The organism is Paenibacillus puerhi, from assembly GCF_009846885.1.
Lineage (GTDB): Bacteria > Bacillota > Bacilli > Paenibacillales > NBRC-103111 > Paenibacillus_G > Paenibacillus_G puerhi.
In genome coordinates, this window is sequence record NZ_WUWM01000022.1 from 102,819 (window position 1) to 128,239 (window position 25,421).

15 protein-coding genes are annotated in these 25,421 nt (G+C 58.6%); all 15 read left to right on the forward strand.

Translation table 11 applies throughout. The annotated features are described in order from the left end of the window. Positions 1-5 precede the first annotated feature (5 nt). Entirely contained in the window at positions 6-3,395 is a 3,390-nt protein-coding gene (locus GSF01_RS19510; protein ID WP_159886965.1) for a tubulin-like doman-containing protein, read from the forward strand. 44 nt (positions 3,396-3,439) lie between these two features. Beyond that, positions 3,440-5,911, forward strand: a complete 2,472-nt coding sequence (locus tag GSF01_RS19515; protein WP_159886966.1) for a hypothetical protein — start codon at positions 3,440-3,442, stop codon at positions 5,909-5,911. After that, complete coding sequence (locus GSF01_RS19520; RefSeq protein ID WP_159886967.1) at positions 5,908-7,197, forward strand: vWA domain-containing protein; 1,290 nt, start codon at positions 5,908-5,910, stop codon at positions 7,195-7,197. Before GSF01_RS19515 ends, GSF01_RS19520 begins: the two co-directional genes overlap by 4 nt. 88 nt (positions 7,198-7,285) lie before the next feature. Continuing rightward, positions 7,286-7,921, forward strand: a complete 636-nt coding sequence (locus tag GSF01_RS19525) for a hypothetical protein (RefSeq protein WP_159886968.1) — start codon at positions 7,286-7,288, stop codon at positions 7,919-7,921. Positions 7,922-7,975: 54 nt separating this feature from the next. Next, positions 7,976-9,241, forward strand: coding sequence for a TRAFAC clade GTPase domain-containing protein (locus GSF01_RS19530; protein ID WP_159886969.1), 1,266 nt, complete (start codon positions 7,976-7,978; stop codon positions 9,239-9,241). Beyond that, positions 9,238-12,258, forward strand: a complete 3,021-nt coding sequence (locus tag GSF01_RS29390) for a GAP1-N2 domain-containing protein (RefSeq protein ID WP_201305438.1) — start codon at positions 9,238-9,240, stop codon at positions 12,256-12,258. The genes GSF01_RS19530 and GSF01_RS29390 overlap by 4 nt, the downstream gene beginning before the upstream one ends. 819 nt (positions 12,259-13,077) lie before the next feature. Then, entirely contained in the window at positions 13,078-13,713 is a 636-nt protein-coding gene (locus GSF01_RS19540) for an Ig-like domain-containing protein (protein WP_159886970.1), read from the forward strand. A 2-nt stretch (positions 13,714-13,715) separates the two neighbouring features. Continuing rightward, the gene (locus GSF01_RS19545) at positions 13,716-15,572 is read left to right on the forward strand and encodes a heparinase II/III domain-containing protein (protein WP_235941625.1); all 1,857 of its coding nucleotides are present in this window, start codon (positions 13,716-13,718) and stop codon (positions 15,570-15,572) included. A gap of 80 nt (positions 15,573-15,652) precedes the next feature. Continuing rightward, positions 15,653-16,594, forward strand: a complete 942-nt coding sequence (locus GSF01_RS19550; RefSeq protein WP_159886990.1) for an ABC transporter permease — start codon at positions 15,653-15,655, stop codon at positions 16,592-16,594. A gap of 3 nt (positions 16,595-16,597) precedes the next feature. Further along, positions 16,598-17,497 carry a carbohydrate ABC transporter permease gene (locus tag GSF01_RS19555; protein ID WP_159886972.1) on the forward strand — a complete coding sequence of 300 codons (900 nt, stop codon included), beginning with the start codon at positions 16,598-16,600 and terminating at the stop codon, positions 17,495-17,497. Between the two features lie 100 nt (positions 17,498-17,597). After that, a complete protein-coding gene (locus GSF01_RS19560; RefSeq protein WP_159886973.1) occupies positions 17,598-19,178 on the forward strand; it encodes an extracellular solute-binding protein in 1,581 nt (526 codons plus the stop codon). Positions 19,179-19,278: 100 nt separating this feature from the next. Next, complete coding sequence (locus tag GSF01_RS19565; RefSeq protein WP_201305439.1) at positions 19,279-21,024, forward strand: polysaccharide deacetylase family protein; 1,746 nt, start codon at positions 19,279-19,281, stop codon at positions 21,022-21,024. Positions 21,025-21,038: 14 nt separating this feature from the next. Next, entirely contained in the window at positions 21,039-22,274 is a 1,236-nt protein-coding gene (locus GSF01_RS19570; protein WP_159886974.1) for a DegT/DnrJ/EryC1/StrS family aminotransferase, read from the forward strand. A 74-nt stretch (positions 22,275-22,348) separates the two neighbouring features. Continuing rightward, complete coding sequence (locus GSF01_RS19575) at positions 22,349-24,340, forward strand: hypothetical protein (RefSeq protein WP_235941622.1); 1,992 nt, start codon at positions 22,349-22,351, stop codon at positions 24,338-24,340. Next, a complete protein-coding gene (locus tag GSF01_RS19580; protein WP_159886976.1) occupies positions 24,330-25,400 on the forward strand; it encodes a dienelactone hydrolase family protein in 1,071 nt (356 codons plus the stop codon). The genes GSF01_RS19575 and GSF01_RS19580 overlap by 11 nt, the downstream gene beginning before the upstream one ends. Positions 25,401-25,421: the final 21 nt, after the last annotated feature.

A 25,421-nucleotide genomic window follows, 5' to 3' on the forward strand; every position in this document is an offset into this window, starting at 1 on the left:
GCACGATGAAAGCAGTCGTAAGAGAACATATTCAACAGCTTGACGTATCGCTCGGCGGAGGGATCGTCAGCGAGAAGATCAGAGTCGACACCATCGACAATCCGATGCTCGTTATCGGGCTCGGAGGCACAGGCATCGATGCGCTGCTGCGTCTGAAGTATCAGGTAAACCGCCGCTTCAAGCTGCCGGAGGACCCGCATACGAAGAAAAAGCGGGAGAAGCCGGACAACATCGAATTTCTAGCCTTCGAGACGAATGAGCATGACCGGGGCAAGCGCTATAAAGGAATCGGTCTCGATCCGATGACCGAGTTCGTCCTGCTGGCCAATGCCGAGATCGGCAGCGTCCTGCAGAACCGCAGTATTCTGGAGCCGTACATCAAGGAATGGCTGTCCCCCGAGCTGACGATTACCGACGGAATCAACGGCGCTTCCGGGGTTCGTCAAGCTGGACGGCTGCTGCTGTTCACCAAGATCGTGCAAGTCGTGCAGACGATCGAGCGCAAGATCAAGTCGCTGATGGTCGGCACGAACAAGAAGCTGATGGTCTTCATGCTGACAGGCTTGTCCGGGGGAACCGGAAGCGGCTGCTTCCTCGATATCTCCTACATCGTGAGGGGGATTCTCGAGCGCGACTACGGCTCGGCCGGTGTGGATAAGGTCGGTATTCTCGGCTACCTGTTCACGCCCGACGTCAACCTGGCCAACAAAAGCCTGACCGAGCATTCGCGCGAATATATCAAGAAAAACGGCTACGCCGCTCTCAAGGAGCTCGACTACTGGATGAACGTAGACGAGCGCGGGGAGAGGTTTCGCCAGCAGTATGCGAACATTCTGAACGTCCAGTCGCCGATGCCGCCGTTCAATCTGGCGCATCTGATCTCGGCAACGAACCTCGAGGGCAAGCTGCTGGAGAACGCTTATGATTACTGCATGAACGTGACGGCGGAGAACATCACCAACTTTATGGCGAGCGAGCAGAAGGCGTCCGGCGAGGAGTTCGCCATTCATGACTATATCAGCAACATCCGCACGAACATCAATCAGATGCCGAAGGCATATGCGGCGAACTACCAGTATAATATTCTGGGAGCGTCCTCCGCTGTGCTTCCGATCGAGGAAATGACGACATTTCTCGCGTACAAGGTATTCCAGCGCATGGATCAAATGTTCCAGGCTGGACCAACGCAGGAGGATGTCGAGAAGCTGGCGCATAAGCTGGCGCTCGACCCGGACTCGGTCCACAGGGAATTCGACAAGCGGGTGCCGGAGCCGCTGCCAGGCTACAAGAACAGCGAACGGCTCAGCTACACGAATGTCGTCAAGCAGCAGGTCGTCCATGTCGATACGGAGCTTGAGCAGAGCTACCTGTCGCGGGCCCGCGAGGAATACATCAAATGCCGCAAGCAGCTCCCCGGCGAAATCAAGGAGCGCTTCACCGAGCAGATCACCCGGGTGTTCCTCCATCCGGAGCAGGGGCCGTTCTATGCGTCGCGCATTATTTTGCAGGATAAGGGCTTCTGCCTGCTGAAGCTGATCTCGTCCTACATCGAGGCCCTGAAGGAGAATCTGCTGCGGTTGCCGCAGGACCTGGAGGCGGCTCAGGAAAGCTCCCTGCAGAAGCTGGGCGAAGCCAAGAGCGCGTTTATTTCCAAGGACCGCAAGAAGGACGCCTATATAGAAGCGAAAATCCAAGAGTACATGCTGCATGCCGACCGGGAGCGGATGGAGCAGATGATCGAATTTTACGAGGACCTGTACACGCTGATTAACCAGGACAATTCCCGGATCTATCAGGTGTTCACGGAGCTGCTGAACGAGCTGAACCGGATCTTTGAGAAAAACGGGAATCTGCTGTTGAACGGCGAGGAGCAGGTTGACCATAAAGGCAACAAGACGTATTACTGGAACGTGGTCAGCGTACCGGATATGGCGAAGATGATCAGCCGGATGACGGAGGATCGCAATTCGCAGGAGTTGATCCGGGACTTCACACAGGAGCTGCTGGCCAAGGCCAACCACTGGGTGAAGGAGCAGGAGGTGGATATCGTCGGCTCGATCTCGGATTTCCTCACCGAGCAGTTCGGGGAATTGATCACCAAGTCGATGGAAGACTATCTGGTTATTCAGTACGGACATGAGGATTCCATCGAGAAGCTGGTCGAGCAGCGGATCGCAGGCCGCCTGTATGAGGAAGCGAAGCCGGTCTTCCATCTGACGAATTCGTCCGGGCATTTCAATTTCCCATCATGGGGGTTTGTGTCGGTTCCGGTGAAGGCTCCGAATATATTCAAGGGAATCAAGGCGTTCCAGGACAATGCGATAGCCAACTCGCGCTTCACGATCAAGGAGAGCGAAGTGAAAAACAGAATCTTCTGGCTGAACACGCAGAATGGCGTTCCGCTGTTCCTCTATACGCCGCTGAAGGTATACGAGGAAAGCTACGAGCGCTCGATACTGGAGCCGGAAGGCATCGGACGCCATCTGGTGCAGACGGACCGGGTCAATTGGACCTACCTGCCGTCGCCAATTCCTGAGCGCTCGTGGGGCGATACCTATGTCAACGGCCGGGTACGGAGCTACAATGCGGAGGTTCGGGGCGTATTCGACCGGGCGGTCAAGCAGGGCGTTATCCGTGAAAAACCGGCTGATTCCGGTACGATTCACCGTTATGAATGCGTGCTGACGGGAGCGCTTGATCTGGAGCGCAAGCTGGCCGGATACGGGATGCAGCTGCAGGAGGCGCGGCCGAATCTCGGCGAGGTGAAGCGCTGCGTCACCGATCTGCGCGCTATGCTCGAGCATGGGCTCGAGATGGAGAGCATCAAGGATATTTTTGGCAGCGTCAGCGAGGAGATGGCGAAGGAGAACCTGATTCGTTCGCCGGAGCAGCTTCGTCAGGTTCGCGAGGAGCTCGCCAAATACGAGCGGATCCGCGAGCGGCTGGAGGAGCTGGAGAAGGTGCTCGCCGCCCATCAGGACGAAGAGCGCCTGATGAAGCAATACATCGAAGCGATTTATACCGGCACGATCGGGCGCCGCGGCGCGCTATATGTGTATGATCACGGCGCCGAGGAGGATGCATGGGAGCCGTTCGCGAATGTCATGCAGGCCGGGCGCTTCGTCGACTTTGAGATGTACGGCAAGCTGCGGGCGCTGGAGCCTAAGCAGCTCGCGCAGCTGCAGCGCAAGACTGCTGACCGTATCCGGCAGCTGACGGCATCGGACGATATTTCTGAGCTGGTCGCCAAGCTGCAGGAGATGGCAGGCGTGTACCAGGAAGCGAAGTCGGCGCTCGACTACGACCGCGGCGATTATGCGGATGGCGAGGAGATGTACCGCTTCTACAAGGAGCTCGCCGTCAAAGTCAATGAAATGGTACGCAGTCTGAAATAGCAGATAACGGCCGGACCGCGTGTCCGGTCAAGGAGGTTTTGAGCATGAAGGAGCGTCTCGCGGCCTTTGCGGATGCCTATGCGCAAGCGATGGGCGGCGGTGATCCGGGTGCTGAGGAACGAAGAACGCTTCGGCATCCGCTTGTCTTCCTCATCGTCGGCGAACGATCGAAGACGGCGCTTGAGCGCCTGTATGAGGAGAACCGGGCACAGTGGACTCATCCGGATGGCGTCATGTACGTATATGTAGGCGCAGGAGAGCCGCAAGGCCCGGCCGAGAGCCAGCTGCTGTGCTGGCAGCCGCCTGTGCCTGCCACGGAAGCGGGGGACAAGCGCTCGTCCCGAAGCAGGCTGGCCCGGACGCTGGAGGACGATGCGGAGAAGCTGCAGGAGCTGAACCTGCTGCTGCGCCGGCTTGTCGGCCGGATCGGCGAGAAGGGCCGCTTGTACAGTTCCTTGATGCAGGTACATATCGCCGTCCTTACACGGGCCGAGGACCCGGCCAACGCTGTCCTGCCCGAGCTGACCGTGCTGATGAAATCGGTGCTTGGCGAAAGCTTCCGCTCCGTATCGGCGGATCTGTTCACGCTGCTGAGAGAGAAGCAAGCGCAGAGCGACTATGCCTACGATGCCGCGCTGAGCGTAGCCTTTCTAAACGAGCTGGATCGCTTGCAGCACCGAACCTTCCGGTTTGAAGCCGATCTGCAGGTAACGAGCGACGGACTGAAGCTGCCGACGTCTCACGGGCCGGCCCCCTTGTTCGACACCGCTTATATGCTGGGCGATAAGGATGAGCGGGGGCTGTATGCGGAGGACGATACGGAGGCATGCAGCCGGATCATCTGCCGGCTCAGCTTTCTGCGCTGCCGACAGACGGCCGATGGGGAGATCCGGCTCAATCCTTACAACCATCAGCTGTTCCGGCAAAATATGATGCCTCCGGGCGCGGAGGAAGCCTATTATGCCTCGGCGGGTCTAGCTGAGGTGACGCGGCCGGACCGGGCCGTAGCCCTGACGGTGCTGCTCTCCTTGCATCGCCGTCTGCTAAGGCTGCTGCAGGACAACGGGGTCGGCATGAGCGGGCGGGAGCTGCTCGAAGCGGTCGGCCTGGACGCCGGGCAGACGGATGCGCTTGTGCAAGCCGCTATGGACAGGGTACCCGATCCGGTGGAGGAGATGCACGGCTTGCTGTATGAGCCGCTGTCCGCCGCGGAGCTTCGCGGAAGAACGCTGCGCCAGGCGGAAAATGCGCTGTTCGGCAGCAATGCGCGGGATTTCTTCGGACGGCAGAGCCAGCGTCTGAAGGAAGGCTTGTCCACGGGCGGCCCCGCGGAGCGGCTGCGCCAGACGGTATGGCAGCGGCTGGTCGAGGACCCGCGCTATGGGCTTTGGGCCGCCTACCGCTGGACCTCGCCGGAAGAGCGGCATGGCCTGACGGGCGCTGTACGCGAATGGCGGCTGGAGAATGACCGGCGTCTGGCAGCGGGACGCGAGGACCTTGAGGCGCTTTACGAAGAAAGCGCGGATGGGCTGCCCGCGGCCCGCAGCGGGATGTTCGGCCTGTTCGGCGGAGGAAAAGCCAGCTTGAAGACGACAGTCGGCGCGCTGCTGGACCGGGTCTACGGCTTGAAGCGCGAGCTGCTGTTTCTGGAGATGAAGCGCGAGCTGCTGCTGCGCTACGAGCATATGCTCGAGGAGCTTCACGCGCTGCTCAAAAGGTATATCGATCGGCTGGAAGCGATAAGCAAGCGTCTGCAGGAGGCATGCCGGCTTCGGATTCTGGAGGCAAGCGACGAGATGGGACGCAACGTCGAAGAGTATTACAGACAGGCGGTCGATCTGATCGCTGCCGAGCTGGAGTCGCGCTTGGGCGAGCGCTTTGAGTTCGGAGAAAGGCGCATGGGCTCACTGACGGCCTTGCTGGAGCAGGGGGACGACGCATATCTCGAGCGTCTGATGCAGACTGCGCATACCGATTGGTTTTCTCATCCGCTGTTCAGCCAGGCTTTCGAAAGGGAGCTGCTGGAGCGGGCGAACGTAACGGTCAGCTACGACAATCGTCAGGCGCTCACCAAGGAGGAGCTGTACCAGGATTTATGCCGCGCGCTGGACATGGAGTCGGCGGTGCGGGTGGATGTGTACCGGTTCACTCACCGTCATCGGCATGAGGAAAGCTACTTGTTCGGCGATGCGGGCAGCGAGCTGGTCCGGTACGCCCTGGAGGCCGGAGACCTGACCGGGATCAAGCCCGGCTGCGTGCATGAAGGACGCAGCAGCGGAGTCGAGAAGCTGAGGCTGATGGGCGGCTTCCGGCGCGACGATCTGATGCTCTATCGCAACGGCAGACGATTTTACGATACGTATAAGGCTGGAGGCTACCGGTTTCACAGGGAAGAGTGGGAACCCCGCGCAGAAGAAGGGTCCGGATCGCCGCCGTCGAACGCGGCCGGTGTGGGAGCGGAAGCCGGGGAATCCGTCACGCAAAGAGACGATAGAGAAAGAGGGGATGTCCGGTGAAGCGGCGTAAATGGAACGGTTTGCTTGTCGGACTTGGTCTGGCGGGCGGTCTGGCCGGGTTTGCGGCAGGGGAGTGGATGCTGGACCGACTGGCCGGCTCGCTGCATGAAACGGTGCTGATGGGGCTGTATTTCGGAATATTCGCGCTGTTCGTAACGGCCGGCTGTCTGCTTGCCGAGACGATAACGCCACGGCTCAACGGAGCGAACTGGAAGCTGCGGTATGCGGGGGACGGCTGGAAATGGCTGGTCCCTGCCTCGCTGCTTTTGCTATTTGCCGGGGGAACGCTGTTTCAATGGCTATACGGCCTTGACATCGGCAGGAAGGCTGCCCCCAAGGACTACATCTTGCTGCTCGACACGTCGGAGAGCATGACGCAGAATGACCCGGGCAATCAGAGCCGTCAGGCGGCCTCGTCGCTGGTGGCCGGCATGTCGGATGACAAACGGGTCGGCATAGCCATCTTCAACGAGAATACGACATGGCTGCAGCCGCTGACTTCTCTAAGAACCGAGGCGGCCCGCCGGGAGATTGCGGATAAGCTGGCGGGCGCGCCCGAACCGATCGGCCAGACCGATATCGGCAAGGCGCTTGGGCAGGCGATGGAGCAGATGAGGTCATCCGGCACGGCTGAAGGCCGCGGCGCTGTTATTCTCATCTCGGACGGCTACAGCGCCATGAATCTGGCAGAGGTTACGGCGCCTTACATCGCGCAGAACTTTGGGATTCATACCGTCGGACTGGAGTCGGCCGGCAACGAGCAGGGCAATCGGCTGCTTCAGCAGCTAGCGGAGGCGACAGGGGGCACGTACAGGCATGTTCAACAGGCCGAAGGGATTGCGGCGGCGATCGGACATATTTATGCGAATCAACAGCATTGGCATCTGCTGGAGGAGCGCACCGGGGCTTCGTCCGACAGTCCGTACAGAGCCGCGCTGCGTGTGGCGTCGCTGCTCGTAATAGGCGGCCTGCTCGGACTGGCGCTGGGCATCGTGTTCGATAACCGGTATCTGGCGAAAAGCTTCCTGTTCGGGGGCCTTGTTGCCGGCCTGCTGGCCGGGCTTATCCTTGAAAGCGGCCTGCCTGCGCGGGAGCCCGCCTGGATACGGTTATGGGCTGACCTGCTGCTGGCATTGGCGCTGACGCTCTCTACGGTCTTGTTCGCGGTCAAGGAGAACGATGGCGGCGCGGGCCTCGCTCCTTTCCGCCGGGGCGGGGGCGGCAGCCGTTTGCCGGAACGCTCGGGCGCCCGACCTGCCGACCGTACGGGCAGGCGGTTTCGCTAAAGCGAGGCAGGCCGCCTGAATACCTGTCCGCTGCAGAAGCCGACTTTCACGCCGCTGCAACTGCGAAGACCTAGGAAGGAGCATACCGATGTTGTGGACAGCGCCGGATGACCGGCATCGCATTACGAAGGCCGCTTCCCGACTTGCGGAAGGGGATTGTCTGGTTACGTGGCAGTGGCCTGCAGACATCCAATATGTATACATCCACAGCTTCGGCGCCGGCGGCGAGGAAGGAATGCGGGAGCCGGACGAGCAGCGCATGAAGCTGTATACGAGAGAAGAATACAAGGTTCGCGGCGGGTACCGGCTCCCTGCCGATTTTATCGGGGCCCGTTACTTTCGCATCTATGCCTGCGTGATGAAGCAAGGGCAGCTGACGGCGCTTCGTCAGAGCGATGCGGATAACCTTGCCCGCGTCAGCGGGGGCCGCGCCAAGATCCGCTACGGCATCCAGTATGGACTCGGCTGGTTCGGCAGGCACCGGTCGGCCCGCATCCGGCTGCACTGCGAAATTCCGGTGCCGAAGGAGGCGCTCTGCTATGTCAAGAAGCAGGGGGCGGTGCCTCTGCATCCCGATGACGGCACCCGGTATCCGCTGCTGCGGGATTTGCCCGCAGGGCGGAGCGAACTGCCGGAGATTCAGGTGGGACGGTCCGAGCAGCTGCGTATTTTTCTGTCGGACGGAAAAATATTCGGAGATCAATTCGAGGTCGTCCCTGAATAGGGCTTCGGATAGCGGGGGGCGCGAAGCCAAGTTATGTTGCGAGGGGGAATGTGCATGCTGGAATTTTTTAAACAATTATTCGACAAAAAGGCGCCCGTCAAAGAACGGCCGGCGTTTTACAGTATCGTTTGTCCATATTGCTTCACCAAGTGCGAGCCGGGGGACGTCGTTTTTCGCGCCGCTCATGTGAAGGAGAACGATGACGAATTCGCCCTGCAGGAGGATGAGCGCCTGAACGAATGGCGCCGCAAGTTCCGGCTGGCGTTGCCCGATATGGAGGCCGTGATCGATCCGGAGCTGATCCCCGAGGACAGCCGCGTTTATTCCGGCCAGGTGCTGGTCGCGGTCACGGACCGTTACGGCGTGACGACGCGCCGCCGGCTGTGCCCGAACTGTCACAACGAGCTGCCGATTACGGCGGGGCAGGTGCCGAGCAATATCATTTCGATCGTCGGCGCCTCGCAGGTGGGCAAGTCGGTATATATGACCTCGCTTATCCATACGCTTCAGACCGAGACAGCCGCTCATTTTCAGGCGGCCTGCATGCCGCTGAGCGCCGATATCTCCCGTAAATTCCGCCATTACTACCACGAGCCGATCTTCGAGCGCGGCAGCATGCTGCAGTCGACGAACCCCAATGAACAGCAGGAGCCGTTTATTTTCCAGTTTGTGTTCAAGGATGAGACGAAGCCGCCGCTGCTGCTCGTATTTTTCGATGTAGCGGGCGAAGGTATGGTGGAGCGGGACTATTTGGATATTTATGCGTCCCATATCAAGAACTCCTCGGGCATTCTGTTTCTGGTGGACCCGCTTCAGGTACGGACGATCCGCGATAAGATGCGGCTGAACCTGGGCGAGGAGGAAGGGGAATTCGCCAGCCGCTACGATGAGCCGAGGGAGGTCGTGATCTCTCTCTACGAGAATTTCATCTCGCATCAGCAAAGCGGCAAGACGGATATTCCGACCGCGATCGTCCTCACCAAGAGCGATATGCTGCAGCATCTGCAGGAGGAGGACAGCGACTATATCCAGCCCAACAGCAATGTGTTCCGCGACGTAAGACACCGGGGCTACCTGGATAGGACGGAGTTCGAAAATATCGACGGCGAGATTCGCCGTTTCATCGAAAAGGTGGACCGCCCCTTCAAGGATGCGGTTGACGTTTATTTCCGCAACACGGCGTATTTCGCCGTATCGGCTCTGGGCACCAACCCCGTGAACCGTCAGGTGACGGGCGTGATCAGTCCGGTACGGGTGGATGAGCCGTTCATCTGGCTGCTGAACCAGCTTGACTACATAGACAGGAGAGATGCCACGTGACCTCGAACGGACAGCGCAGCATTCAACAGCATTATTTTACGCGCGCGCGCGAGGGCGTTTTCCGGACCAATGAAGGCTTCGATACCGTCGCTGTATCGCCAGGACTGGATGCGCTGTTCATCAAGTCGGCGCTTCATCCTTACTGCACCTACAAAGGGCCGCGCGAGCTGCCGGATCACGGCGGGACGACAGGCGAGGCGGAGTATCCCGCAGCCCTCGCCGTATACCATGCGGATAACGGGGACCTGGTCATCGGTCAAACCGTATTCGTGCCGGCAGATTTTACCGGACAGCGGAGCGCCTTTTTTACCCACCAATATGTGGTGCCCGCTTCGAGAAAAGAAGAGTGGCTGAGGCATCCTGAGCGAATGTTCGCCATCGATGAATTTGCCGTGCAGCATGATGCAGCGGATGGCAAGGCGCTTCCGGAGCTGCAGGAGCCACCCCGTCTGGAAGCGCCGCATCATACGGAGCATGAGCAGCCCGACCAGCTCTTAGATCGGCTTCGCTTGACGCGCGAGACGTTCGAGCTGCTGCTGGTCTCGATGATGGCTTCCGTGACCAATCGCCGCAAGGTGTACATCGTATTGGACGAAGAACCGGCCAAGGCCGAGAAGGATGCCCGAAAGCTGCTGTCGCTCTTGTGGGGCTGCCTGCCGTATGCGTTCCGCCGCCGCTTGGGCGTTCTGACCTTTGCCGGAGAGCCGGAAGGGAAGCAGCATCTGCATGTGACCTTCCTGGAGAGGGGGGCCTTACGGCAGTCCGACCGGCAGCTTGAGCGTGAAATGCTGTTCGATCTGTCTGCGGGCAGGCTGACGGGCGCTGAGTCTCCGGCGGCTGCAAGCCGATGGCTGGAGACGATCTGGACGCTGCGCGGCGAGCCGGAGCGGCTGGAGGAGCTGTTTGTGTTCTGCGAGCAGGCCCTATCGGGGATGGAGCCAGTCGCGTCTCTATCCTTGACCGCCTACGAGGACCTGTCCACGCTGTTCCTGATCGAGCAGGGCGGACCGGGAGGAGAGGCGCTGTACGATGCGGACCGGGTGCGGGCATGGCGCACGCTGGGCACCTATATGAAGGGAGAAACGGAAGCATCCGGCAAACCGCGTCTTCATGAGCTGATGGTGAGGCTGCTCCGTCTGGAAACGGGAGATGTCAAGCGAAGCGGCGAAGCGCAGCTGATCGAAGCGATGATGGACTGCGAGGAAGCGGTGGAGCGGGGCGAGCTTGCGCTGCTCTGCCGCGCTGTGGCGCTGTTCGTCATGCGGGCTGCCGCCGGCGGAGATACGGCGGCGACCGCTCCGCTGCTGGAGCCGCTCAAGCGTCGGCCGGAACTGTTCCGGACCGTCTTCCGCGAGCTGTCCAGCCTTTCGCCGCGGACTGCGGAGGGCTGTGCGGCCTTTGCCCTGGGACGAATCGACGGCGCACGCCCGCTGCAGACGGCGCTCGCATTCTGGCTGACGAATGCGGACACGCTTTCCCTCCATTTTTTTGCGGGCGAAACGGTATCAGCCGTGAAACGTCTGCTCGCCAAAGAAGCCTCCGGCCGGAAGGTGGATATTGCGGCGGCTTTGTTCCGTTTTTTCGAGGAGCTTTCGGAGCAGAAGGGCTTGGAGCGCTACGCCGATTATTGCGAGCTATTGAAGCTGGAGATTCAACTGATGCTGCTCGAGGAAGTTCCGCTGGCCGAGCTGGAGCCGGAGCATGTCCAGCGTCTTACGTTCATGCTGGACCCGCCCGCGCCTGAGCTGCTGCCTCATCTCGGCAAGGGGCACCGGCTGACGCTGGATCTTTGGGCAGCGGTATACCGGGTACTGACGCTGGAGCGGGGCGGCGAAGCCAAGGCTAGCGCCGCTATGGCGAAGCTTGGGCCGCTGGAGCTCGACAGAGCCCAGGCCTTCCTGCGCGATGCCTGGAGAAGCGGGGTTACCCGCTCGGCCTTCTCGGGTGTAACCTTTAGTTTCTATAAAGGAGGAGGCGGGGAAGCCGGGGGCTGGGGAAGCTTCGATTTCGATCCGCTGCTCGATTATTTGGCCAAATTCGCAGGAAGCAAGGAAACGATCTATGACTTTATAGAATGGAGCTCGTCGGACGAACGGTTTATGGGAACGGTCGGGGGCATCGATCCGCATTACCGCGCCGCATTGAACGGTTACTTCGACCGCCACGATAACGGCGCGCTGCGTCAGAAGCCGCTCCGGCAGCGCTTGACGGCTTTGCCGAACACGGCCTTTGCCGCCTTGTTCCGCGACATCAGCGCCCGCCAGGCGCCAGGCTGGCAGCGGCTGCTGCTGCGCAACCGCAAGCATCTGCTGCTGGCGTCTGTAGCAGCGATCATTCTGCTGATCGTGGTGCCGATGATCTGGACGCCGGTGGCGGCCTTCATCGTGCGTCCCGTTCCCGAGCTGCACGTATCCGAGCTGCCGGAGCGTACGTCAGTCGACCTCGTCACGGTGAAAGCGGAGGCCTCGGATGATTACGACCGGATGCCTAACATTTATGTCAACGGCGAGCTAGCCGGCCAAGGCGCCGTAACCCGGGAGATCGTGCTCAGCTCGGGAATCAATACGATCACCGTCAAGGCTGAAAATAAATACGGCCGCAGCCCGGAGACGGTTACGCGCACGGTTATTTTGGAGCCTGCGATCGGCCCGAAGCTGCCGGTACCGGCAGCCGGACAGACCGGAGGCGCTGCGACGGGTTCGACAGGGAGCGCCGACGGAGGCGCCGCGGGGACAGGAAGCAAGCAGGCGACCCCGACGGAGCCGACCAAGTCGACTCCGGCAGGTACATCCGGAGCCAAGAGCACTACCGGTACGGGCGGTGCAGGCGGAGCCGGTACTGGTACTGGCACTGGAGCTGGAACTGGAACCGGTACTGGAACTGGAACTGGAACCAGTACTGGCACTGGAACCGGTACCGGTACCGGTACAGGTACAGGTACAGGTACAGGTACAGGTACAGGTACAGGTACAGGTACAGGTACAGGTTCCGGTACGACCGCCGGCGGAAGCCGGTAATTCCGGCGCGCGCGGTCAGTCAGGTGTAGGCCTTTCCCACAACGGGAAAGGCCTACTTGCCGTAACTTCTTTGCCAATCCGTCATCCAGTCAGGACCGATCGACAGGGTGCAGGCAGCTCTGCGAGACGAACAAGCAGCTAGGGAAGCGGATGGCCGCAATGGCTTCACGAGGAACCGATGGGTGGGCGGGACAAGTCATAAAAAAAGTGGATTGACAAATTCATATGTATACAGGTAATATACAAGTATGTTAAGTATCCGCTTTCATTCCTGCAAACGAGGCAGCGCCTGTCTAGCTTTCCTGACAATCGCCTCCTTGACTATAGCTGTGGTCACTTAGTAGAACGTTCTCGAAGTAACGTTACTTGTCCGCAATACCTGCATGGGTATCGCGGGATCGGCTAACGGACATGGTGAAGGCTGTCGATTCATTGTGAACGGCAGCGCAGTTAAGTAAAGGCTGATCGTAACGGACACCACAGTCGCTATTTCACAAAAATGGGGCCTGTTCAAATTGTAACGGACACAGACGACCTTACTTACGTCAAAACCGCATAGAATGGGCAGAAATGCACCAAATAGCGTCATCTGAGTCCGTTAGATTTTCAATATCGAGAAAATGCTGCAAATAGAGACGCTGAGGTCCGTTAACGAAAGCAGAACGTTTCAACTCAGTTACTCACAATGAATTGACAGCCTCCAACATGTCCGTTAACCGTAACCCCGCCACCGCTCCTGTGTGCTGCATTATTACATTATGTTCAGATCGCTCTACCAGGATTACGACATCAGGGCCAGTAAAGGAGGCATACGTACTAATGAACCAACATCATGTATCGAGGCCGACTTTATTGGAGGTTGGCGAATCAAGCAACTTGGCTTTGCGAATGGTGGACGCGGAAAGCAACAGCCTGCATGCGGAGCATTCCGAGTGGCTCATCGAAAGCGCCGATCCTTCTATCGTAGCGGTAGACGGAATCAGGCTCACCGGAATCAAGCCGGGCGTGACGGAGATACGGGCGATTCCGAAGGATGGAGACCCCGGCTCGACTCGCAGCTGGACGATCCGCGTCATGGCTCAAGCGAATGCGGACCGCAAGCTGGACCTGAGCATGCGTCCCCGCCTATTGTTTTCTGCGGATGAGCTATCGGAGTTCAAGGCTCGGATCAGCCGGGAGTCGGCCAGCGGGATCGATTTCCGAAGGCTCTGGCAAAGCTATCTTCGGCAAGCGGATGAGTACGTCCTAGAATGCGGGTTCCAGGTTACATATCCGTCGGTATCTGATGTGATGGACGTTAAGCTGCCGCTTAAAGAGCCCGCTATCATCCCGAACCCCGACGGCTACGTCGACTATCCGTACTGGACCATGTTTTCCAGAGCCGTGGAGGAGAGAATGGTTACGCTAACGACGGCCTATCTGGTCACAGGGGAGGGGCGTATGCCGAGCGGGTGAAGATGTATATACGGGGGCTTGCCGACTTTGGCAAATGGTATGAATTCGATCATCGGGGCGCGGAAGGGAATCTAAGCAACGCCCACTTCGTGATCGGAGCGGCCACGGCTTACGACGCCATACGCGATACGCTTGCAGAGCCGGAACGGCAAGCGGCTGCAGAGGCGCTGCTAGTCTTGGGTCTTCAACCGCTGGCTATCGATATCGGCAGTACGGATATGCACAATATCATCGCAGCCAAGCAGGTGGCGATGATGTTCGGAGCGGCTGCGCTCCGTGAAGATACCCCATATGCCGCCAAGTATATGGATTCGGCTCTCAAGTATTTGCTCTCGTTCCTGGACAGGAAGGTCCTGTCCAGTCAAACGGAAGGGCTGCTGTACGACAATGTAGCTGCACGTCATATCTGGATGGCTGCGGATGTGTACGGTCGTGTAACGGGGAATCCCGTATTGTGCGAGCACCCTTACTTGAAGGATGTGCTGCCGGAACGGTTTTTCCGTATGCTGTCTCCTGGCGGCGCGAATAGCTTTCCTAACCTGTCGGACTCCTTTCTGAAGCTGGATGTTTCCTGTATAATGTCGATGCTTGCTTCCCGTCATCTGCATCCGGTCGCTATGTGGTACCTGCAGCAGTTTGAAGCGGAACGGTCGGCGGTGCTTATGCATGTACGCCGGCTGCCCGAAGCGGTCCATCCCGATGAGTACTTTAAGGATCAGCTCTCGAAGGTGTTCCCTACGATCGGCTGGGCGTCTCTGAGAACGGGTTGGGGGCCGGGCGATCACTTGCTCTGCTTTACCTCAAGCGGGTCGGACAACGGGCATAATCACCGGGATCAGAACAATGTGGTGCTCAATGCGGCCGGCGAGTGGCTGCTCACGAACCCGGGCTACCAGGATTACGTGCCGGGTCCGAGGGCGGATTATACGACAGGCTCAGTCGGGCATAACGTCCTGCTGATCAATGGGCAGGGCCAGCCGAATTACGGCGGAGGGCAGCTTGCCGAAGCTTGGTTGTCGGCCGGCTGCGAGATTGTGCGAGGGGATGCTTCCGAAAGCTACGGGGACTTGTTGCAAAGCTTCCGCCGTTCGGTTATCCATCTGCGTCGCTCGTACTTTCTGATATGGGACGAAGCGGAGGTGCACGAGCCTCTGGATGAGCCCGAGCTGCTGTTCCATACGACGTCGGATATTTATGAGCAGAACCGGGCTTTGAAGCCGGGCGATAGCTTGCAGCGCGATGTGGCGGTCATCCGGGGGAAGCAGGCCTCTGTGCAGCTCCAAGCGATATTTCCGCTCGCATGCAGCATAAAGGTCAAGGAATACCCCGGCGCTGAGTCCTACGGACCTTACCTGACAATCGCCGGTAAGCCGGACGGCAGCACCGGCAAGCAGCTGGTTACGCTTCTCAAGCCTTCTGCCACAGGGGAGACGATAGCGGTTGCCGACCGAACCATCCTTGAAGAGTCGAGGACGCTGGCGATGACCCTGCGGGAGGACGGAGGCTATGAGGATGTGGTGCTGCTGCAACCGTCAAGCCCTGGCGTTAGGCAGGGCGCTCCCTATCGAGGCTGTCTGCTTCAAGGCCGTATGTGCTGGTTGTCCTACCTATCAGATGTAAGCGCTTCTTTACGGCTCGCGCAAGCGGCGGCATGGGCAGCAGTGGAATGGAAGGTTGATTCCGTCTTAGAGTTCCGGTCCGATCAGCCGGCCAATCTTCTCATCGATTGGGAGGCGGAGGAATGGATCATACAGAACGTCCAGAACAGGGAGATTACGATCAGGCTTGAAATGGCAGGTGCAGAGGAGCAAGTAAGGACGCTGCCCCCCGGCGAGCATAGGTTGGCCTGGCCTGTATAAGGAAAGAAGAGAGGGATGAGTCTTTGAATACCGCAATAGGACAGCCTGCAACGAATCAGCAAGACGAACCGGCTCCGAAGATGGCCTTACTTCCGCGCACGACAGAGGGAAGAGGCAGACGCATCAGAGCCAGGCTTTGGAAGGACCGTTATATTTATGTGCTGCTAGCGCCCGGCCTGCTTTATTTTATCCTGTACCGGTACGTTCCGATGCTCGGCATCACGATAGCATTTAAGGAGTACAGTCCATTTCTGGGCATGGCGGACAGTCCGTGGGTGGGGCTGCAAAACTTCGCGCGTATTTTTGAGGACTCTGAGGTTATAAGGGTGCTCTGGAATACGCTGGTCATCTCGGCGCTGCAGATCGTGTTTGCCTTCCCTGCTCCGATTGTACTGGCAGTGATGCTGAATGAAGTAACCCGCTCTTCAATCAAAAGGGTCATGCAGTCCATTATTTATTTGCCGCATTTTTTGTCCTGGGTCGTCGTTGTCGGGATCGTGACTATTTTTTTCCGAAATGAAGGGCTGGTCAATGATGTTCTCATCCATGCGATGGGTGCGGAGCAGACGATTCCCTTCCTGACGAACCCCGACTATTTCCGAGCATTTCTGGTAGCGGAGGTCATCTGGAAGGAAGCGGGCTGGGGCACGATCATTTTCTTGGCGGCCCTTGCGGGGGTAAATCCCGCGCTCTATGAAGCAGCCGTGATGGATGGAGCAAGCCGAATGCGTCAAATCTGGCATATTACGCTCCCTGCGATCCGCAGTACGATTATCATTCTGCTCATTATCCGGCTTGGGGATGTGCTGGAGGTCGGATTTGAACAGGTGTTCCTGCAGCTCAATCCGTTCAATATGGAAATCGGCAATACGCTGGACACCTTTGTCTATTACAAAGGGATTCAGCAATCCGACTACAGTTTGTCGACGGCAGTCGGGGTCTTTAAGGGACTTGTCGGCCTGGTGCTGGTCATCGGGGCCAATAAGCTGGCCAAGCGATTTGGCGAGCAGGGCGTTTATTAAGGCATGCTAGGAAAGCTTGAAGGAGTGAAACCCTTGAACCACAAAACGAGGTTCGACCGGCTGTTCGACGCCGTAAATATAACGATCCTGATTCTGATCTCCTGTGTGATGCTGTTTCCTTTCTTGTACTTGTTCTCCGTATCGTTCTCGTCCTATGAGGACTTTCTGGGCAGCAAGCTGCTGCTTTGGCCGTCTACATGGACGACCGATGCGTACTCTTATATTTTGGAGTCGAAGGCGTTTCGCCGTTCGCTGATGAACACGGTGCTAGTGACCGTCCTCGGCACGACCGTCAACCTGTTTTTTACGGCAACGATGGCCTACGCGCTATCCCGTCCGATTATCGGTCAGAAGACCGTCATGTTCATGGTCGTCTTCACCTTGCTGTTCTCCGCAGGGATGATCCCTACTTACCTGGTTGTCAAAGAAACCGGCTTGCTCGATTCGATATGGTCCCTGATTCTGCCGGTGGCGATTACGCCCTTCAATCTGATCGTCATGAGGCAGTTTTTCATTAATATCCCCGATGACTTGACGGAGGCGGGCATTATCGACGGAGCCAATGAGCTGCAAATCTTCTCTCGCATCATTCTGCCTTTATCCAAGCCTTCGCTGGCCGCTTTCAGCTTATTCTACGCGGTCACGCACTGGAACAATTACTTTGCTCCGATCCTGTACATCAATGATTCGGAGAAATGGACGATCCAGGTTATTTTGCGGCAAATTGTCGTGATGGGCGAGTCGACGGCTACGCTGGCGGACTCCTTCGTGGAGAATCCTCCTCCTCCGGAGACGATCCAGATGGCCGCGATCCTGCTCGCCACGCTGCCGATTCTGCTGGTGTATCCGTTCCTGCAGAAGCATTTTGCCAAGGGTGTGATGCTCGGCGCCGTCAAGGGCTGATCCTGGTAGACCCGGCCGGTGCAGACAGAGGCAGGCAGATTTATCCCAAAAGGTGTTTCTAGTTTCATCCCAATAAACCTAACAAAACGGGGGTAAAATCATGAATAAAAAACGTTCTGTATTAACAACGGTGGCAGCGCTTCTTGCCGTAGGTACAGCCGCTTGTTCACAGAAGGAAGCGACTCCGCCTGCAACCGGGACGCCCGAGGCGGGCGGAGCACCAGCCACCTACACGATCACCGCGCTTGACTACCGGTACGGAGATCCGCCTCCAAGCGATGGCCCAGGGCTGAAGATGATCAACGAGCGCTTTCATATCGACTACAAGATCACATTCGTTCCGAATACGGCTTATGACGAGAAGATCAACGCGACCTTTGCTTCGGGAGATATTCCCGATATGGTCGGCTTTATGTCCACCGATCTGAAAAACCGCTACAGCAAGTTCGCCAAGCAGGGCGCTTTCCTGGCCCTGGACGATTACATCAAGGACTATCCGTCCCTGAAGGTGGTACCGGACTTTGTTTGGGATTCGATGAGAGTCAATGGGAAAATTTACGCCATTCCGCAATACTCGCCCAAATACCAGACCGTAACGGTCATTCGCAAGGATTGGCTGGATGCCCTGGGGCTCAAGGTGCCGACGAATTATGAGGAGCTCAAGCAGGTAGCAATCGCCTTTACGAAACAGGATCCGGATAAGAACGGCAAAGCCGACACCTACGGCATGGCGATGGGTCTGGACATTAATCCGAACTACAACCAGGGACCGTACTGGGACCCGGATGCCTGGTACCATAAAAATGCGGCCGGAGACTTCATCCCTGGCATCATCGGGCCGGGACGAAAGGAAACCGTCCAGATGATGGCCGACCTGTATAAGGAGGGGGCGATCACCAAGGACTATGCCGTTCTGAACTGGGCCGATACGAATAAAGAGTTTTATTCCGGCAAGGCCGGGATCTTCATCGGGACGCCTCGCGGGATGTCCCAGGCTTACATGGACGGCCTGCTGAAAATTCATCCGAATGCCCAGTTCGTGCATCTGGCGCCTTTCACGGATGCGTATGGCAATAGCGGGCTCCAATCGGGCGTCGGCTATAACGGCATGGTCGTGCTGAGCGCCAAGCTGGCCAAAGAACCGGAGAAGCTGAAGCGGATCTTCGAGCTTCACGAATTCGGCCGCAAGTTCTATGCAGATGCGGATAAAAATGAGAAAAATGCCGATTTTGACTGGTGGTCCGGCAAGGTTGGCACAGGCTATACGATGGAAAATGGCGTTCCGGTCAACGCTAAGAATTTTGCCTCCGACGGACTGGCGCCATCGACTTATTTCGTGGACAACGCCAGCTGGGCAGCCAAGGATACCGACGTGAATTATGCGAGCACGTACCAAACGAAGCCCTTGGTCGATCTGGTAAAAGGCATCGAGGAGATGTATAAAACAACCAAGCTGTATGCGAACCCGATCAATGGATTGGATTCTCCGGCCGATGTGGCGAAGGGTGCCGAGCTTAAAAAATATGTGATGAACGAGCAGGTCAAGATGATTGCGGGCAACCGTCCGGTATCGGATTGGGATAAGCTTGTCCAGGAGTATATGGATAAGGGCGGCGCAGATATCGTCAAGGAATACAACGCGAATATCAAAAACAAGGATCCCAAGGCTTTGTTTAAATAGCAGGATAACAGAAACCTCAAAGGGGCGGCAGGCCCCTTTTCTTTTTATCAGATTAACCTATTGACTACAGAGAGCAAGCTTTACGACAGGAGTGAGACCCATGACAAACATCGCGAAAATCGGAATTTGGCTCGACCCGGATCCTTCGGAGAGAAGATGGCGGTATGGTCAAAATGTATTCGAGCTTTACCTGGAAGAGGTGCTGGCCCATGCGGGTCTTCCTTTTCAAAGGCTGGAAAGTCAGGAGTCGCTGCAGGCCTTCAAGCCCGATGTGCTGCTTGTAGCGCTTAGCGACGAGCGAGACAGCTCCATCCAGCAGCTCCAGGACTACGTCCGCAAGGGCGGGACACTGATCTCTTATGCCGGATTGAACCGGATGGCCGGCAGTCTGGGCTGCACGGAGACGGTTAGCAAGGAAGCCGTCTATGCCGAGCTGCCGACAACCGGTACGGCCGCCGACGGCTATCCGCTTCGCGCGCTGGGAGCGAAGTCGTGGCATGCTTCGGCAGGCGCGGACTCCGCTGCTGCCAACGCTAAGGCTGTAGGGAGCCTTCGCTCAGGCTCTGCCGATGGTCCGGTCACCGGAGCCGCTTATCTGGAGTTTGCCTTGGGGGAAGGGAAGCTCATCCGGTGGAATGTGAATATTCCCGAGACGATCGTCATGCTGCAGCAAGGCGGAGGACCGGTCTATGAGGATGGCATCCCCGCGCCGGATGGAAGCGGTAATTTGGACGAGGGCATCTTGAAGGCGGACGACCGCTGCGAGCTGGACTGGACGCTTGACCGGAGAACGACGTCTACCGGCATGGCTTACTACGCCGTTCCGTATGCGGATCTGTGGCGCGAGCTGCTGATTGAACAGATTATTCGAGAGGCTGCGGACCGGGGGCTTGCGGTTCCCTTCATCGATTATTGGCCGGATGGCATCGAGCAGGTAGCGATGATCTCTCACGACAGCGACCTCAACATCGACGAGTCGGCGCTGGTTACGCTCGATGTTCTGAAGGAATCCGGAGTGACATCGACGTGGTGCATGATCGAGCCGGGTTATTCATCCGAGGTGTATGACCGGGTCAAAGCGGAGGGACATGAGCTGGCTTTCCACTACAATGCGCTGGAAAAAGAGAACGGCGTGTGGAGCAAGGAAGAGTTCGACCGGCAACTGGCCTTTATCCAATCGACCACCGGCGAGGAAATCGTATCCAATAAAAATCATTACACCCGCTACGAGGGCTGGGGAGAATTGTTCGAGTGGTGCGAAGCCGCAGGGATCGAGAGCGACCAAACCCGCGGACCTAGCAAGAAAGGGAATATCGGCTTTCCCTTCGGCACCTGCCATCCGTATTACCCGGTAGCCTGGGCGGATGAGCGCAACCGGAGGTATGCGGTTCTGGAGATCGGATTCCTGACGCAGGATCTGGAGCACAGCTCGCTGGCGGATCTGTCGGTCGTGGCTCCGTTTCTGGAGCAGGTCGGCCGGGTTCGGGGCGTCGCCCACTTCCTCTTCCATCAGACGCATATTTTGCAGCAGCCGAAGGTACGAGATGCCATTCGCGAGGTGATCCGGCTGGCGAAGGAGCAGGGCTTTGTTTTCTGGACCGGGAAGCAGATTGCCCGCTGGGAGCAGTCCAGGAGGGCGGCGCGGATCGGCACGGATTCGATGGGTCGTCCGGTGCTGGAGCAACTGCCGGCAGGAGGGGTCTTGCGGATCAGCGTGCCCCGGCAGGATGGGCGGCAGGCGCAAGGCGCGGTGAAGCGCTTCGGTTTCCCGTGCGTCAAGTGGACGCCGGAGAGCGCCCGGACCGATCAGGCTCCAGCCGCAGCATGCGTCAAAACCAAGCGTTGAGAGGAGATCACGGTATGGAAGCATTAGCGATTCGTGGAGGCGTGCCAGTCAAGTCGGGCCCCTTCGGAACCGGTAAGCGGTTTGGCTCGGAAGAGGCGGAGCAGCTGCTGGAGGCACTGGAACAAAATACGTTGTTTTATCACTTTGGCGGCAAGGTAAAGCAATTTCTGAACGACTTTAACGAAATGTACGGCGTAACCTATAGCGTAGCAACCTCGTCTGGCACTGCCGCCCTTCATGTGGCAATGGGGGCGGCGGGCGTGACGGTCGGGGATGAGGTGATCACGAGTCCGATTACGGATCAAGGCACGCTGGTCGGTATTCTGTATCAAAATGCGATTCCCGTCTTTGCCGATCTGGAGCCCGATACGTACAACATGGACCCTCGTTCGATCGAATCGCGGATCACGGAGAGGACGAAAGCGATCGTCGTCGTTCATCTCACCGGCAATCCGTGCGACATGGACCCGATCATGGACCTAGCAAGACGGCATAACCTTAAAGTGATCGAGGATTGCGCTCAAGCTTACCTGACCCGCTATAAGGGAAGGCTCGTCGGAACGATCGGCGATTACGGCTGCTTCAGCACCAATGATTTCAAGCATATATCGACGGGTGATGGCGGCATCGTGACGGTGAACTCGGGGGAGGAAGCCGACTACCATACGGCCCATGCGTTTGCCGATAAAAACTACCGGAGGTTCGGTACTACGGTTCAGCGCGATCTGCATGCCGTCGCTCCGAATTACCGGATGACGGAGCTGCAGGGCGCCGTAGGCATCGCGCAGCTGAAGAAGCTGGAGTGGATCTGCTCCAGCCGGACCCGCACCGGAGACCGGATTACAGAAGGCTTGTCGGGGCATCCGGGCATCCTCCCGCCCCGTGTCGACCCGGGGAACGTATGCACCTACTGGTTCTACATGCTGCGTCTGGACGGTTCGCAGCTGACCTGCACCCGGGACGAATTTTGCGAGGCGCTGCTTGCCGAAGGCATTCCGAACCGGGCCGGATATATCCCGGATGTCTGCTACATGCAGCCGATCTTCCAGGAAAAGCAGGCTTACCCGGGCAGTCATTTTCCCTTCGAGCTGAGCGACGCAACGTATGAGCGGGGACTTTGTCCGACCGCCGAGCGCATCCTGCAGACGGCAGTTCAAATCCCGATCAGCGAATTTTATTCGGATCAGGATGTGGACGATATTGTTAGGGCTGTCCGCAAGGTAGCGGACTTTTATCTGAAGCGTTCTTGACGCGGGGGTTCAGCTCCAGGCTTTTCTTAGAAAGCTGGCTAGATGGTATGATGGATGGGAAAGGAGGTGGCCGCATGGGATCATTCTCATGCTTAGGCACGCCCGTACGGGCGGATGAATCCAGATCGGCGGCGGTATGCCATTCCCCCGAAGGAGAGGAACGCGTCGTCATCGCCGCCAAGGGATACGTGCTGATCGTGGATCCCGGATCGGGAAGATGTGTACAGGTCGCCTTTCCAGAAGGCTTGCGGGAATATCCGTTTGCTTCGATGAGCAGCCGTGCCGGCCTCTTCTACACGGGAGCCGGGCGGATGCTGATGGCGCTCGATCCCTTTGCGGAGCGTTTCGTTGCTTGGTTGAGCCCGTCGCCGGAAGAGGAGATTGTCGGCATGGCTTTGGCCGAGGACGAGGAAGGTCATATATGGGCCACGACCTATCCGGGTTGTCAGCTGCTGCGCTGGGATGTCCGAACAGGCGAATGCGGAGCTGTTGCCCGTCTGGATACGGAGCAGAAGTATGCGATGTCGCTGGCTGCCGGTCCCGATGGCTGGATCTACGCAGGGCTCGGCACGACCGGCGCGAGTATTGCGGCTTACCGGAGCGCGGACGCTACGCTGCTTGCGCTGAGAGCGGAAGGGCAAGCCGTCCGGGGGAGCGGCCAGGTGCATCTGGGCATGGACGGCTATGTCTATGCAGGCTTGCCTGCGCAGGCCGGTGCAGCTGCTGGAGGCTCCCTTCTCCGGTTCCGGCTGGAGGCCGGCAGGATGTACGAGGTGGAGGGAGCGCAGACGGCTGCGGGAGCCTACCGGGGACAAGGCTACAACAAGCTTCATCGCGACTTAGGACTAGGAAGAAAGCTGATACGCTATGAACTGGCCGAAGGCGAGCTGGCGATTGAGGAAGCGGACGGCCGCCAAACCATCGTGTCGTTGACCTATGAGGGGAACGGGACGGAATTGTCCCCGATGACGGGCGGACCGGACGGCAGGCTTTACGGCACTTCCAACCACCCGCTGCATCTGTACCGGTACGACCCAGGCAGCGGGGAGCTGATGAATGCCGGAGGCAAGGCGGTGGAGCGGGGAGGCGGCGGCAATATATGCGCGTATGCCGCTCAAGGCCCGTATCTCGTAGGGGCGGCCTACGCCGCAGGGCGGATTCATCTGCTCGATACGCGCCGGCCTTTGTCGGCGGAAGGAGGCAGGAACCGGAATCCGAGACTGCTTCATGAGGATGAACGTATTCACCGTCCCCGAAGTGCGCTGGCTCACCCGGATGGCGCACATGTGCTAATCGGGGGCTTCCCCGGTTACGGTGCTGTCGGCGGCGGCCTGGCGGTGGTGCATGTCGGCCATGCTGCGGAAGCGGTGGACGGTGCAGGATCGGCTGCTTCCGGGGCTGCTGTCGATGAGTGGTTCGAGGTATACGATCACGACCAAGTCGTCCAGCATCAGAGTACGGTCAGTCTGGCGGCAATGAGCGGGGGCGACGTGATGGGCGGTACGAGCATCGAAACACCCGGCGGGGCAGCTCCGCTGGCCAAGGAAGCCGTTCTTTACCGCTTCGATTGGCGGGAGAGGCGGGTTGTACAGCGGTGGGTGCCGATTCCCGAAGCCCGCGAGATTTCGTTGCTCGTTACGGACCGGAACGATCTCGTTCACGGCGTAACCTCTTCGTCGGAATATTTCTTGTTCGACCCTAGCCGGGGAAAAGTGCTTTACCGGGAGGACCTATCCAAGTGGGGGAGCATCGTAAGGCAAGGACTGCTTATCGCGGACCCGATCGACGAGGCGGGCTTGAATCCCTTGATTGGGAGCGGAGCTGAGCCGGGCTTCCAGCGCGGTACGGACGCAGCGGACGGCGGCCAGGTCGTAGCCGGCCTGCTCAGCCGGGCCTTGTTCCGCATCCGGACGGATGGGGGAAGGCCCGAGCTGGCGGCCTGGCTTCCGAAGGAAGCGACAAGCGGCATCGCCATGCTGAAGGGGAAACTATATTACGGCTGCGGCAGCGAGCTTTGGAGCTATGCTTGGGCGGAAGGAGAGGTTAAGCGAGCGTATGAGCTATAAACTATCGGAAAGACATCTCGGCAGCATTCCGAGCTTGCTGGATCGGGTGGAGACGGTGGAGCAATGGGAAGCCAAGCGCGCCGGAATCAAGGAAGCCTGGCTGCGTCTGCTAGGCACGGCTCCGGAGTTAAGGTCGCCGGAGGAGCTGGGATGCAGCTATGAGGTGATCGGGGAACCGGTAATCGAAGCGGAAGGGGAGGAAGCAGGCTGTCATCGGCGCGAAATCCGCTATGAGACCTGCGATGAAGACACGGTGCAGGCGACCTTGCTGCTCCCGGATCCGCACAGGTTCGGCAGCGCCGGTCTTCCGGCTGTGCTCGCCCTGCACCCTACGGCTGCGGAGGGCAGGCTGGATGTAGCCACCACGGCGGGCCGGGACAACCGAAAGTACGGCTTAGAGCTGGCAAGGAGGGGCTATGTGGTGCTTGCCCCCGATTCCATAACCTGCGGGAGCCGCATCTATCCGGGAGCGGAAGCGTTTCAAACGGCGCCCTTCTACGAGCGTTACCCCGATTGGACGGTATGCGGCAAGATGCTGTCCGATCATAGCCGGGCGTTGGACGTGCTTTGCGCTCTCCCCGAGGTGGACCCCGCAAGAGTCGGCGTGATCGGCCATTCGCTAGGAGGCTATAATGGCTGGTTCCTTGCCGGACTGGACGAGAGGGTGAGCGCTGCCGCTTCAAGCTGCGGCTTCAGCATGTTTACGGAAGATCCCGATCCGAACCGCTGGGGACAGCGGGACTGGTTCTCCCATTTTCCCCGGATTACGGCCGCCCTTGCGGAAGATCGGATTCCCTTCGAATGGCATGAAATCGCCGCTCTGGCAGCGCCGAAGTCTCTATGGATGTGGAGCGGTATGCGCGATCGGATCTTTCCGAACTGGCCCGCGATCGGAGCCGGAATGTCAGATCTGGACAGCTTGTACAAGTTCGTCGGCGAAGAAGGCGCGTTCGAATTCTGGATGGGGAATACCGGCCATGACTTCCCCGAGCAGGCAAGAAGTCTTGCCTATGATTTTCTGGACCGGCATCTTGGGAAGAAGGTTGTGAAAGGGGAATAAATCAAGGAAACTTTATTGGTA

Excerpts from the sequence above, each read along its gene's own strand:
- GSF01_RS19555 (WP_159886972.1), top strand. The coding sequence starts at position 16,598 with ATGCTAGGAAAGCTTGAAGGAGTGAAACCCTTGAACCACAAAACGAGG.
- GSF01_RS19525 (WP_159886968.1), top strand. The coding sequence starts at position 7,286 with ATGTTGTGGACAGCGCCGGATGACCGGCATCGCATTACGAAGGCCGCT.
- GSF01_RS19545 (WP_235941625.1), top strand. The coding sequence starts at position 13,716 with ATGTATATACGGGGGCTTGCCGACTTTGGCAAATGGTATGAATTCGAT.
- GSF01_RS19530 (WP_159886969.1), top strand. The coding sequence starts at position 7,976 with ATGCTGGAATTTTTTAAACAATTATTCGACAAAAAGGCGCCCGTCAAA.
- GSF01_RS19580 (WP_159886976.1), top strand. The coding sequence starts at position 24,330 with ATGAGCTATAAACTATCGGAAAGACATCTCGGCAGCATTCCGAGCTTG.
- GSF01_RS19510 (WP_159886965.1), top strand. The coding sequence starts at position 6 with ATGAAAGCAGTCGTAAGAGAACATATTCAACAGCTTGACGTATCGCTC.
- GSF01_RS19570 (WP_159886974.1), top strand. The coding sequence starts at position 21,039 with ATGGAAGCATTAGCGATTCGTGGAGGCGTGCCAGTCAAGTCGGGCCCC.
- GSF01_RS19575 (WP_235941622.1), top strand. The coding sequence starts at position 22,349 with ATGGGATCATTCTCATGCTTAGGCACGCCCGTACGGGCGGATGAATCC.
- GSF01_RS19565 (WP_201305439.1), top strand. The coding sequence starts at position 19,279 with ATGACAAACATCGCGAAAATCGGAATTTGGCTCGACCCGGATCCTTCG.
- GSF01_RS19550 (WP_159886990.1), top strand. The coding sequence starts at position 15,653 with ATGGCCTTACTTCCGCGCACGACAGAGGGAAGAGGCAGACGCATCAGA.
- GSF01_RS19540 (WP_159886970.1), top strand. The coding sequence starts at position 13,078 with ATGAACCAACATCATGTATCGAGGCCGACTTTATTGGAGGTTGGCGAA.
- GSF01_RS19515 (WP_159886966.1), top strand. The coding sequence starts at position 3,440 with ATGAAGGAGCGTCTCGCGGCCTTTGCGGATGCCTATGCGCAAGCGATG.
- GSF01_RS19560 (WP_159886973.1), top strand. The coding sequence starts at position 17,598 with ATGAATAAAAAACGTTCTGTATTAACAACGGTGGCAGCGCTTCTTGCC.